Annotated in this window: 12 protein-coding genes; 7 read left to right on the top strand and 5 right to left on the bottom strand. The window is 72.2% G+C overall.

Translation table 11 applies throughout. The annotated features are described in order from the left end of the window. Positions 1 to 47: 47 nt before the first annotated feature. The 4 genes from V3N99_04735 to V3N99_04750 all read right to left on the bottom strand — a co-directional run bounded on the left by V3N99_04735 (position 48) and on the right by V3N99_04750 (position 3,906). On the bottom strand, positions 48 to 1,076 hold the full coding sequence (locus V3N99_04735; GenBank protein MEO3936049.1) for a HAMP domain-containing sensor histidine kinase: 1,029 nt from the start codon (positions 1,074 to 1,076) through the stop codon (positions 48 to 50). A 4-nt stretch (positions 1,077 to 1,080) separates the two neighbouring features. Beyond that, positions 1,081 to 1,755, bottom strand: a complete 675-nt coding sequence (locus V3N99_04740; GenBank protein ID MEO3936050.1) for a response regulator transcription factor — start codon at positions 1,753 to 1,755, stop codon at positions 1,081 to 1,083. After that, a complete protein-coding gene (locus V3N99_04745; protein MEO3936051.1) occupies positions 1,752 to 2,936 on the bottom strand; it encodes an adenylate/guanylate cyclase domain-containing protein in 1,185 nt (394 codons plus the stop codon). Before V3N99_04745 ends, V3N99_04740 begins: the two co-directional genes overlap by 4 nt. A 112-nt stretch (positions 2,937 to 3,048) precedes the next feature. Next, positions 3,049 to 3,906, bottom strand: coding sequence for a biotin--[acetyl-CoA-carboxylase] ligase (locus V3N99_04750; GenBank protein ID MEO3936052.1), 858 nt, complete (start codon positions 3,904 to 3,906; stop codon positions 3,049 to 3,051). 25 nt (positions 3,907 to 3,931) lie between these two features. Between V3N99_04750 and V3N99_04755 the strand changes: the two genes are divergently transcribed. Both V3N99_04755 and V3N99_04760 read left to right on the top strand, forming a co-directional pair. Next, the gene (locus V3N99_04755) at positions 3,932 to 5,524 is read left to right on the top strand and encodes an acyl-CoA carboxylase subunit beta (GenBank protein MEO3936053.1); all 1,593 of its coding nucleotides are present in this window, start codon (positions 3,932 to 3,934) and stop codon (positions 5,522 to 5,524) included. Positions 5,525 to 5,577: 53 nt separating this feature from the next. Further along, positions 5,578 to 5,781, top strand: a complete 204-nt coding sequence (locus V3N99_04760; GenBank protein MEO3936054.1) for an acyl-CoA carboxylase epsilon subunit — start codon at positions 5,578 to 5,580, stop codon at positions 5,779 to 5,781. Positions 5,782 to 5,838: 57 nt separating this feature from the next. Here V3N99_04760 and V3N99_04765 read toward each other — a convergent pair whose 3' ends face one another. After that, positions 5,839 to 6,933, bottom strand: a complete 1,095-nt coding sequence (locus tag V3N99_04765) for a PucR family transcriptional regulator ligand-binding domain-containing protein (GenBank protein ID MEO3936055.1) — start codon at positions 6,931 to 6,933, stop codon at positions 5,839 to 5,841. A gap of 154 nt (positions 6,934 to 7,087) precedes the next feature. Here V3N99_04765 and V3N99_04770 point away from each other — a divergent pair, with 154 nt between their 5' ends. Genes V3N99_04770 through V3N99_04790 form a run of 5 tightly spaced genes read left to right on the top strand, consistent with a single transcriptional unit; the run spans position 7,088 to position 11,988 of the window. After that, complete coding sequence (locus V3N99_04770) at positions 7,088 to 8,566, top strand: amino acid permease (protein MEO3936056.1); 1,479 nt, start codon at positions 7,088 to 7,090, stop codon at positions 8,564 to 8,566. Beyond that, positions 8,563 to 9,294 carry an SDR family oxidoreductase gene (locus V3N99_04775; protein MEO3936057.1) on the top strand — a complete coding sequence of 244 codons (732 nt, stop codon included), beginning with the start codon at positions 8,563 to 8,565 and terminating at the stop codon, positions 9,292 to 9,294. Before V3N99_04770 ends, V3N99_04775 begins: the two co-directional genes overlap by 4 nt. After that, positions 9,295 to 10,080, top strand: a complete 786-nt coding sequence (locus tag V3N99_04780; protein ID MEO3936058.1) for an SDR family oxidoreductase — start codon at positions 9,295 to 9,297, stop codon at positions 10,078 to 10,080. Between the two features lie 58 nt (positions 10,081 to 10,138). Beyond that, positions 10,139 to 11,122, top strand: a complete 984-nt coding sequence (gene speB, locus V3N99_04785; protein ID MEO3936059.1) for an agmatinase — start codon at positions 10,139 to 10,141, stop codon at positions 11,120 to 11,122. Continuing rightward, positions 11,119 to 11,988, top strand: a complete 870-nt coding sequence (locus tag V3N99_04790; GenBank protein MEO3936060.1) for a polysaccharide deacetylase — start codon at positions 11,119 to 11,121, stop codon at positions 11,986 to 11,988. Before speB ends, V3N99_04790 begins: the two co-directional genes overlap by 4 nt. Positions 11,989 to 12,000: the final 12 nt, after the last annotated feature.

The following is a 12,000-nucleotide window of genomic DNA, read 5'->3' on the forward strand; positions in this document are numbered from 1 at the left end:
GCGACTCGGGGGACCTGAGCCGGGAGGCGGCACACGGCCGGGTCGACTCAGCGCTGCTCGGCCTCGGACAGGAACAGGGCAAAGCGGGCCGGGCGGGCCGAGATCAGGTCGAGGCGCCCGCCGTTCGACTCGGCCAGGTCGCGGGCCAGGGCCAGTCCGAGGCCGGTGCTGTCGCCCCGGCCGCTGCTCACCGAGCGCTCGAAGATGTGCGGGGCGATCGTCGCTGGCACCCCCTCGCCCTGGTCACACACCTCGACGACGACCGACGGGCCGCTGCGACGGGCCTGCACCTCGACGGTGCCGCGCCCGTGAACGAGGGAGTTCTCCAGCAGGGTGCTCAGCACCTGGCTGAGGGCCACGGGGGTGGCCTTGACGACGAGCCCGCGCTCGCCGTGCACGCGCACGCTGCGCCGGGCCTGCTCGAACGCCGGTTGCCACTCGCGCTGCAGCGCTGCGATCACCGAGTCGAGGGAGACCTCCGGGCGCGGTGCGTCGTTGCTGCGGCGGCTGCGCATGAGTAGGTCGTCGACGACCTTGGTGAGGCGCTCCACCTGGTCGATGGCGATGTTGGCCTCCTCCTTGACGACCTCGGGGTCAGCCGTCTCGGAGATCTCCTCGAGCCGCATCAGCAGCGCGGTCAGGGGGGTGCGCAGCTGGTGCGAGGCGTCGGACGCGAAGTCGCGCTCGGCCGCCAGGGACTTGGTCACGTCGCGCGCGCTGCGGCTGAGCACTGCTCCGACACGGTCGATCTCGGGGATGCCCGACTCCAACGCCTTGACGTCCGGCCGCCCCTGCCCGAGCCGCTCGGCCGACTCGACGAGCAGCTCCATGGGCCCGGTGAGCGAGCCCGCCGACCGCGCCACCAGGGCCAGGGTGACGCCCACGCAGACGACGGCGAGCAGCAGCAGCACCCCCAGCAGCTCGAGGACCCGCACCCCGCTCGACTTCTCGCCCCAGCTGGTCAGCGCGGCGTCGGAGCCGACGAACCACGCCCCGAAGGCCATCAGCGGGGCGGCGGTCACCACCACGGCGACGACGACGGCGACCAGCGACGTATGCAGCAGTAGGCGCTTCACGCCGTCAGCCCTCGGGCCGCTCGAAGCGGAAGCCCACGCCGCGCACGGTGGAGATGAAGTGCGGCGACGCGGCGTCGTCGTGCAGCTTCTTGCGCAGGACGCTGATGTGCATGTCGAGGGTCTTGGTCGACCCGAACCACGCCGTGTCCCAGATCTCGCGCATCAGCTGCTCACGCGAGACCACCTTGCCCTGCTCGCGCACCAGGACCCGCAGGAGGTCGAACTCCTTGGCGGTCAGGTGCAGCTCCTCCTCGTCGAACCACGCCCGCCGCGCCTCGGGGTCGATGCGCAGCAGGTCGCTGGTGGAGGTCACGTCGGTCGGGGTGCGCCGCAGCAGCGCCCGCACGCGAGCCAGGAGCTCGGCCAGCCGGAAGGGCTTCGTGACGTAGTCGTCTGCTCCCGCGTCGAGCCCGACCACGGTGTCGACCTCGTCGGCCCGGGCGGTGAGGATGAGCACGGGAAAGGTGCGCCCGTCGGAGCGCAGGCGTCGACAGACCTCGAGCCCGTCGACGAAGGGCAGCCCGAGGTCGAGCACCACGAGGTCGGGGTTGTCACGCGCGCCCTCGAGCGCCGCGTTGCCGTCGGGCCGGACGTCGACCTCGTAGCCCTCTCGTCGCAGGGCGCGCGCCAGCGGCTCGGAGATCGCCGGGTCGTCCTCGGCGAGCAAGACTCGGGTCATGGGCCAGAGCCTAGGTGACTGGCGCTGGGGTTGCCCGCTGACCGGTCGGTCGCCGCCGCGCCGCGCTCGTCGTCCACGCCGAACCGCCGGGTCTCACCACTGGAGCGGCCGAGCACGTAGGGCTTGACCTGGCCGACCCCCCGCAGCGCCCGCCGACGCATCGGGCGCAGCGCAAAGCCCGAGACGCTGTCGAGGGCCGTCGCCATCTGGCTGTCGATGACGACGCCCCCCGGGTGGGCGATCGAGGTGAGCCGCGCCGCGCGGTTGACGGTCACCCCGAAGACGTCTCCCAGCCTCGAGAGCACCGGCCCCGCGGCCAGGCCGACGCGCACCTCGGGCAGCACGTCGTCGCCGGTCATCGCGTCCACCAGGTCGAGGGCGGTCGCGGCAGCAGGGGCGGCCTCGCGGTTGGAGAAGAGGATCTCGTCGCCCACGGTCTTGATGACCCGGCCCCCGTGCGCCGTGACGATGTCGGAGGTCAGCACCTCGAAGCGCTTGACCAGCTCGGCGAGCTCGCGCTCGGAGAGCCGCCGCACCAGCGACGTGAAGCTCACGAGGTCGGCGAAACCGATGTGGCGCCACATCCCGTGCTCGTCGACGCTCGGCTCGGCGTCGGAGAGCATCCGCGAGATCGCGTCGGTCAGGTGCCTGCGCCAGGCGTAGACCAGGAGCGGCTCCAGCTCGTCGACCAGGTCGACCACCCGCACGGCCACCGCCTTCGCGCTCGCCACGTCCGGCACGGCCAGCGGCCCGACCGCGTCGGCGTCGTCCTCCCGCTCCCCCGGGGGAGCCAGGGACTCGGCCACCAGCTGCACCTGCCACGCCGCGAGCCGGTCAGCGGTGCGGGCGAAGGCACGCGCGTGGCTGAGCACCATCGTCTCGTCCATGTCGCCCTCGCGCACGATGCGGGCCACGCTGCGCAGAGCATAGAGGTCGGCCTCGGTGAAGAGCGGGTCGTCGGTGGTGACAAGGGGGAACCCGAGCGCGTGCCACATCTTCCGCGCGCTCAGCAGCGAGACGTTGGCCCCCGAGCTGACGTCGCGACGGGCGAGGGTCCGCGGCCGCCCGAGCAGGGCGGCGGCGATGTCGTCGGCGTCCGGGTCGGCCGGCAGCGAGTCCGAGGGGCGTCGCCGACCCAGGGACCGACTCTCCTCGCCCTCGGTGCCCGACGTGTCGCTCACGGGCCCCATGATGCCAACCGCGAGTGGCCGCGGTCACCTTCCCCCGCCCCCCGTGCTCCGTACGGGGTGCTGAGTGCGCTCACCGGGAGCTCACCGGGCTCTCACCGGGAGCTCACCGGGCGGGCCGCACGTGCACGACGTCACCCGCGGCCCAGGCGGTGCGCACCCCACCGACGTCGATGACCAGGCGGCCCTCGTCGTCGACCTCGACGACGGTGCCGACGACGTCGGGCGCCCCGAGCCGGTGCAGCCGCACCTCCCGGCCCAGGGTCGAGCAGGCCTGCCGGTAGGCCGCCCGCTCACCAGCGACGGCCGGCCCACCCCCCGTCAGCGCTGAGTAGGCCTGGCCGAGGTGGGTGAGGACGGCAGCGGCGAGGTCGGTCAGGTCCATCCCGTCGGTGCCGTCGGTGCCGTCGGTGCTGTCGGTGCCGCCCATGGCGGACCGGGCCAGCGCCAGCGAGGTGGCCGTCGGGACGGGGAGGTCGTCGCGACCCTGCGCGACGTTGAGGCCGATGCCGATGGCGACGACCGCGCCCCGGGCCGAGTCGGTGGCCCCACCGACCTCGCAGAGGATGCCGCACACCTTGCGGTCGTCCTCGGCAGGCAGCAGCACGTCGTTGGGCCATTTGAGCACGGCCTCGAGCCCGCAGACCCCGCGCACGGCCCGCTGCACGGCGAGCCCGGTGAGCAGCGGCAGCCAGCCCGCACCGACCGCCGGCAGCGGCACGGTGGCGGTGAGCAGCAGCGAGGCGCCGGGCGGGGACTCCCAGGCGCGGGACATCCGTCCGCGACCGGCGCTCTGGTGGTCGGCGAGGACCACCAGGCCGGGCCGGGCGAGCTCGAGCGCGCGGGCGTTCGTCGACGCGGTCGTGCGGTGGTGCTCGAGCTCGACCCAGGGGCTGCCTGCAGGCCCGCCTGACGACGTGACCAACGACGCACGCAGACGGTCCGGCTCCACCAGTCGAGTCATGGGACCCAAGGCTAGGCTGCCCGCCATGACCGATGTCGACCTCACGACCACCGCCGGCAAGCTGGCCGACCTCAAGCGCCGGGTGGCCGAGGTCGCGCACGCCGGGAGCACGCGGGCCGTCGAGAAGCAGCACGCACGCGGCAAGAAGACCGCGCGCGAACGCATCGCGATGCTCGTCGACGAGGGCACCTTCATCGAGATGGACAAGTACGCCCGCCATCGCTCCACCGCGTTCGGCCAGGAGAAGAACCGGCCGTACGGCGACGGCGTGGTCACCGGGTACGGGCTGGTCGACGGTCGCCAGGTCGCCGTCTTCGCCCAGGACTTCACGGTCTTCGGCGGGTCGCTCGGCGAGGTCTTCGGCGAGAAGATCACCAAGGTCATGGACTTCGCGATGAAGATCGGCTGCCCGGTCGTCGGCCTCAACGACTCGGGCGGCGCGCGCATCCAGGAGGGAGTCGTCGCCCTCGGCCTCTACGCCGAGATCTTCCGCCGCAACGTGCACGCCTCGGGTGTCATCCCGCAGATCTCGCTGATCATGGGGCCGTGCGCCGGTGGCGCGGTCTACTCCCCCGCGATCACCGACTTCACCGTCATGGTCGACCAGACCTCGCACATGTTCATCACCGGCCCCGACGTGATCAAGACGGTCACCGGCGAGGTCGTGACCATGGAGGAGCTCGGTGGGGCCCGCACGCACACCTCGAAGTCAGGGGTCGCGCACTACATGGGCTCCGACGAGCAGGACGCCGTCGACTACGTCAAGGCGCTGCTGTCCTACCTGCCGTCCAACAACCTCGACGCACCCCCCGCCTACGAGGGCGGCGGCGAGGAGGTGCTCGAGGTGACCGACGAGGACCGGTGGCTCGACACCTGCATCCCCGACTCACCCAACCAGCCCTACGACATGCACGAGGTCATCCGCCACATCGTCGACGACGAGGAGTTCCTCGAGGTGCAGCCGCTCTTCGCACCCAACATCCTCATCGGCTTCGCCCGGGTCGACGGCATGTCGGTCGGGGTCGTGGCCAACCAGCCGATGCAGTTCGCCGGATGCCTCGACATCGACGCCTCCGAGAAGGCCGCCCGCTTCGTGCGCACCTGCGACGCCTTCAACGTGCCGGTGCTCACCTTCGTCGACGTGCCGGGCTTCCTGCCGGGCACGGACCAGGAGTGGGACGGCATCATCCGCCGCGGGGCCAAGCTCCTGTACGCCTACGCCGAGGCGACCGTGCCGATGGTGACGGTCATCACCCGCAAGGCCTACGGCGGCGCATACGACGTCATGGGCAGCAAGCACCTCGGCGCCGACATCAACCTCGCCTGGCCCACCGCCCAGATCGCCGTCATGGGCGCGCAGGGGGCGGTCAACATCCTCTACCGCAAGGAGATCGCCGCCACCGAGGCTGCGGGTGGCGACGTCGAGAAGGCCCGCCAGGCCTTCGTCCGCGAGTACGAGGAGCACCTGGCCAACCCCTACATCGCGGCCGAGCGCGGCTACGTCGACACGGTGATCACGCCGTCCAACACCCGGATGAACGTCACCCGGGCCCTGCGCGCGCTGCGCACCAAGCGCGAGACGCTTCCGCCCAAGAAGCACGGGAACATCCCGCTGTGACCGGGGAGGGCGAGCAGGACTCTGCCGCAACGGAGCCCGAGTCACCTGTGGCGGTGGCCCCAGCGATCCGAGTGGTCTCCGGATGGCCGACCGACGATGAGCTGGCCGCCCTCGTCGCGGTCCTCACGGCGGCGGCGTCCGGCAACGAGCCGGCGCCACCCCCGGTGGGGTCGCGGTGGAGCTCGCCGAGCGGGCGGCTCCGCAGCGCCTACGGTCCGTCCCGCGGCGGCTGGCGCGCCTCCGGCCTGCCGAGCTGAGCGAGCCCCCCTCCCCACCGACCTGTCCTGACCGCAGACACGCGGGCGCACCTCGGGCTAGGGGCGCTCGGGGTGGTCAGCCGCCCACAGCGCCACGGCCAGGGCCACCCGGTCGGCGAACCGCAGCGGGTTGCGGTGCGTGATCTCGTGCACCCGCTGCAGCCGGTGGCGCACGGTGTTGACGTGCAGGAACTGCTCGCTCGCTGTGCGCTGAAGTGACCCGTCATTGCTCAGGAAGACTCGCAGGGTCTCGACCTGGCTGGTGCCGTGGCGGGCATCCGACTCGAGCAGCGGGCGCACGACCTGGTCGACGAACGGTGCGAGCACGGCGGCCGGGAGCTGCTCCATCAACCCCTCGAACGTCGCGAGCTCCTCGGCCCCCACCACCCGACGACCGCGGTGGGTCAGGTCGAGTGCCGCCCGGCTGTCGGCGAGGGCCCGGGAGAGCGACCGCGCGGGCACCTCGCCGCTCAGCCCACAGGGCAGCCGGGCTGACTCGGCGGCGGCCCGCGCCGACTGCGGCGTCGCCGTGACGGCGAAGACCAGCGTCCCGGTGTCACCGAGCACCGCGGTGGGCAGGTGCTCGAGCAGCCGGGTGACACTGCCCGCCGGCCACGCCGAGACGGTCAGCGTGACCGCCTCGGCCAGCCCGGCCCGCCCCAGCGCCGGCTGCAGCGCGCGGGGGTCGGCGAGGCCCTCGGCCACGAGCGCCATCAGCTGCCCGACCTGCTCGACCTCGCGCACCCGGGCCACGTCACGGTCGGCGGCCGTCGTCCGCCACTGCTCGACGTGCTCCGCCACGGCATGGAAGGGCACACCCGGCGGCAGGTCCAGCAGCGCGAGACCGTGCGTGCGGCACGACTCGAGCAGGGCGTGGGGTATGGAGTCGTGCACATCGCCGGTGCCGAAGCAGATGCCGGCGCAGCCCGCCGCCGCGACGGCGGAGGCGAAGGACCGACAGGCTCCCACGGAGGTCAACGACAGACCCACGGTGCAGACCAGGGCGTCGGCCCGCAGGTAGGGGCCGGGCTCGGGCAGCTCGGTCGCGTGGACCCACCGGACCTCCCGCTCGAGCGACGGGCCGCCGACGTCCACCCCGAGCCGCAGACCCGCCACCGCCACGAGGACGCGCAGCGTGAGGGGGGTCGTCATGGCCAGAAACTACCCCGACCGGACCGCCGTCGTTGGAGGTTCCCACAAGGAGGACCGACGAGCCCCGTGCAAGGCCCCCGAATATCGGCGCAGACCTTGTGGACGGCCACCCCCCCGCTGACACCATGGCCCAACCCAGCCCAGGAGGACCCCCGTGTCGACCGCCCCGCCGCTGCCACTGACCGACCACACCCTCAAGCGCGAGTTCTCGCTGTGGTCGTCCTTCACCTTCGCCTTTGCCTTCATCTCGCCGATCGTGGCGCTCTACGGCATCTTCGCGCTCGCCATCAGCACCGCCGGCCCGTCGTTCTGGTGGGCCTTCCCGGTGGTGTTCCTCGGGCAGATGCTCGTGGCCCTCGTGTTCGCGATGCTGGTCTCCCGCTGGCCCTTCGAGGGCTCCATCTACCAGTGGTCGCGGCGCCTCATCGGCACCGGCTACGGCTGGTTCGCCGGCTGGGCATACCTGTGGACGCTCGTCATCGCGATGGCCACCGTGGCCCTCGGTGCCGCCGGGTTCCTGGCCAGCATCATCGGCATCGACAACGCCAGCGCCGGCCAGAAGGCCCTCATCGCTCTCGTGATCCTCGTGCTCGGCACGGTGCTCAACCTCGTCGGCCGCACGGCGCTGAAGGTCTTCATGACCGGCAGCATCATCGCCGAGGTCGTCGGCTCCATCGGCCTGGGCACGTGGCTCCTGCTCTTCCACCGCCACAACCCGATCAGCGTGCTGACCAGCGGTGGAGGTGACACCCCCGGATACCTGTCGCTCTCAGGCCCCTTCCTCGTCGCGCTCGCGTTCGTCGGCTTCTCGTTCGTCGGGTTCGAGAGCGCCGGTGCCATCGCCGAGGAGGTCCACGAGCCCCGCAAGAACCTGCCCAAGGCGGTCATCCTCTCGCTGACCATCATCGCGGCGGTGGTGATGTACGCCAGCCTCTCCATCATCCTGGCCATCCCCGACCTCGGAGCGGTCACGAGCGGTGCCGACGCCGACCCCGTGACGTCGACGCTCACCTCCCAGCTCGGCACCGGCATCGCCAAGCCCGTCGAGGTCCTCTTCGTCATCGGCTTCCTGGCCAGCTTCCTCGCCCTGCAGACCTCGGCCTCGCGCATCATCTGGTCCTACGCCCGCGACGGCGCCCTGCCCGCGTCGTCGCTGCTGACGCGCCTGAGCGAGCGCCAGCGCATCCCCGTGGCCGCCCTGCTCGTCACGACCGTGATCGGCGCGGCGCTCTTCCTGCTGAGCAACCTCGCGTCCAACGTCTACACCCTGATGGTCAACTTCTCGGCCGGCGGGTTCTTCTTCGCCTTCCTCTTCCCGCTCGTCGGCTCGCTCGTGGTCCAGCTGCGGGGAGGGTGGCGGGCCGGGCCCTTCAGCCTCGGCCGGGCCACGGTGCCCGTCACCGCCGTCGCCACCGTCTGGGCCCTGCTGCAGTTCCTCAACATCGCCTGGCCGCGGCTGGTCTACGACCAGCGCTACCTCGACTGGTCGGTGTTCGTCATCATCGGCGTGCTGGCCGTCGTCGGCGGGGCGATCTACGCCTCGGTGCGAGGTCGTATCAGCGCCGCGTCGGTCGTCGAGGACGACGAGGCGCAGGACGAGGCCGCCGACGCCCTGACCGCGACGCCGCGATGACGACGCCGGCAGCCTCGACTCACGCGCCGGTCCCGGCGGGCCTGGCCGTGGTGACGGGCGCCGCCAGCGGCATCGGCCGCGCCGTGGCGCACGACCTCACCACCCTCGGCTGGCTCGTCGCGGGTCTCGACCTCGCTCCGGTCGACGGCTGCGCCTTCTCGGCGGTGGTCGACATGACCGACGGCGCCGCCGTGGCGCAGGCCGTTCGACAGGCCGAGGTCAGCCTCGGTGTGCCGGTCGGCGCCGCGGTATCGGTGGCCGGTCACTACGAGATGGCTCCGGTCAGCGACATCACGCCGCAGGCCTGGCACCGGATGGTGAGGGTGCACGTCGGCGGCCTGCTGCACCTGACCAAAGCCGTGCTGCCCGGCATGATCGCGCGTGGCGCTGGCTCCGTGGTGGCCGTCTCCAGCGAGCTCGCGGTCGGGGGCGGGGCGGACGACGCGCACTACGCAGCCGCCAAGGGCGCCGTCATCGGCCTGGCGCGCAGCCTCGCCGCCGAGGTCGCCCCCTCCGGCGTTCGGGTGAACGTCGTGGCCCCCGGCCCGACCGACACCCCACTGCTCGCCCCGGACTCGCCGTGGCGGGAGCCCTCCTACCTACGGACCCTGCCGGCGGGCCGGCTGGTGCGACCCGACGAGGTGTCGCGCTGCGTCACCTTCCTCGTCGACGAGGGCACCTTCTGTGTCGGCGAGGTCGTCAACGTCAACGCCGGGGCGGTGATCTGAGTGGCTCCCGCACCCTCGACGAGCACCGGCCGACTGCACGGGCAGGTCGCCCTCGTCACCGGCGCCGCCCAGGGCATGGGCGCAGCCCATGCCCGGCGGCTCGCCGCCGACGGTGCCGTGGTCGCCGTCAACGACCGCGAGGCATCGCCCGCCCTCTCCGCGCTGGCGCAGGAGATCGGCGGGATCGCTGCCCCGGGTGACGTGTCCGACCGTGAGCAGGCGCTGGCCCTCGTCGCCCACGTCTCCGAGCGGGTGGGTGACGTCGACGTCCTGGTCGCCAACCACGCCTTCATGACCATGGGCCCCCTGGTCGACGCCGACCTCGAGCAGTGGTGGAAGGTCGTGGACACCAACCTCGGTGGCACCCTCTGGCTCGTGCAGGCGGTGCTCCCGGGGATGCGCCGGCGCGGCGCGGGGCGCATCGTCGTCATCTCCAGCGAGTGGGGTGTGACCGGCTGGCCGGGGGCCACGGCATACGGGGCCTCGAAGGCCGGGCTGATCTCCCTGGTCAAGACCCTGGGGCGCGAGCTCGCTCCCGAGGGCATCGTGGTCAACGCCATCGCGCCCGGCGTGGTCGACACGCCGCAGCTCGAGGTGGATGCCCGGGACGCGGGCCTCACGCTCGAGGCCATGCACGCCGTCTACGGCGCGCAGATCCCGCTGGGGCGCATCGGCCGTCCCGACGAGATCTCGGCCGTGGTCGCACTGCTGGCCGACCCGTCGATGTCCTCGATGGTCGGCCAGGTGCTCCAGGCCAACGGCGGGTCTACCCGGTCGCGCGCCTGACGCCCCCGCCCAGCCCCGACCCAGCCCTGACCCAACGACACCAAGGAGCCACATCGTGGTGGAACCACACGTCAGACAGCCCCACGGCGGCCTCGGCCAGGTCGACGCCCGGACCGTGCCGCGGTATGCCGGCCTGACCACCTTCGCGCGGCTGCCACGCCTCGAGGACGTCGAGCGCTACGACGTCGCCGTCGTCGGGGTGCCGTTCGACGCAGGGGTCACCTACCGGCCCGGCGCGCGGTTCGGCCCGGCGGCCATCCGCGAGGCCTCCCGGCTGCTGCGCCCCTACAACCCGGCCCTCGACGCCTTGCCGTTCGAGCTGGCCCAGGTCGTCGACGCCGGCGACGTCGACTGCAACCCCTTCGACGTCACCGAGGCGCTCACGCAGATCGAGGAGGGCCTCAAGGGGCTTCTTGCAGAGGGGTCCTCGTTCGTGGCACTGGGTGGTGACCACACCATCGCCCTCCCCGCCCTGCGAGCCGTCCACTCGGTCGCCGGCCCGGTGGCTCTCGTGCACTTCGATGCCCATCTCGACACCTGGGACACCTACTTCGGTGCGCCCTACACACACGGCACACCGTTCCGCCGGGCCTCCGAGGAGGGGCTCGTCATCAAGGGCCGCTCGGCCCACGTCGGCATCCGCGGGTCGCTCTACGACCGGCAGGACCTGCTCGACGACGAGGAGCTGGGCTTCACCGTGGTGCACTGCCGCGACATCGAGCAGATCGGTGTGCAGGGGGTGCTCGAGCGGGTGCTGGAACGCGTGGGTGACTCGCCGGTCTACGTCTCCATCGACATCGACGTGCTCGACCCCGCATTCGCCCCCGCTACCGGGACACCGGAGGCCGGGGGCATGACCAGCCGCGAGCTGCTCGCGGTGCTGCGCGGAATGAGCTCCCTCGACCTGGTCGGCGCCGACGTCGTCGAGGTGTCACCGGCCTACGACCACGCGCAGGTGACAGCCGTGGCGGCCGCGAACGTCGCCTACGAGCTCGTGACCATCCTCGCCCTGAAGCAGCAGCCACCCGGGGGCCGCTCGTGAGCGTGCCCGCCGGACCACTTGAGTGGCCCGACGGTCACTCTGCCGCAGCGGCGTTCACCTTCGACCTCGACGCCGAGTCGGCCGTCCTGTGGGGGGCCCCGCAGACGGCGCAGCGAATGGGCATCATCAGCCATCAGGCCTACGGACCGCTCGTCGGTGTGCCGCGTCTGCTGCGGATGCTGGAGCGGCACGGGGTGCGCTCGACCTTCTTCGTGCCTGGGTACACGGCCCACCGCTACCCCGACGTCGTGCGCGACATCGTCGCCGCGGGTCACGAGATCGGCCACCACGGCTACCTGCACGAGCAGCCGTCGGGGCTCACCGAGCAGGAGGAGGAGACCGCCCTCGACCGCGGCCTCGCGGCCCTCGAGCAGGTCGCGGGCGTCCGCCCCGTCGGCTACCGCGCTCCGATGTGGGACCTCTCGTGGCGCACCCCTGCCCTCCTCGCTGAGCGCGGGTTCCTCTATGACTCGACGCTGATGGACGCCGACGTGCCCTACGAGCTGGCGATCCGGCCAGGGGCGCAGCAGTCGCTCGTCGAGATCCCCATCCAGTGGGCCCTCGACGACTGGGAGCAGTACTGCTACCTGCCCGAGATCTCTGGCAGCGGACTGATCGAGACCCCGGCCAAGGCGCGCGAGCTCTGGCAGGGCGAGTACGACGCGATGACCGCCGAAGGCGGGTGCTGGGTGCTGACCAACCACCCCTTCCTGAGTGGTCGCCCGGCGCGGGCCCGCGCGCTCGAGGCGCTGATGGAGCATGTCGTCGCGAACCCCTCGTCATGGGTCGCGTCGCTCGGCGAGATCGCCGCGCACGTGCGCGGGCTGGGACTCACGCCTCGCACGATCGAGCCGCCCCGGCTCTGACGGCCGGGCCGC

The organism is Dermatophilaceae bacterium Soc4.6 (assembly GCA_039889245.1).
Lineage (GTDB): Bacteria > Actinomycetota > Actinomycetes > Actinomycetales > Dermatophilaceae > Lapillicoccus.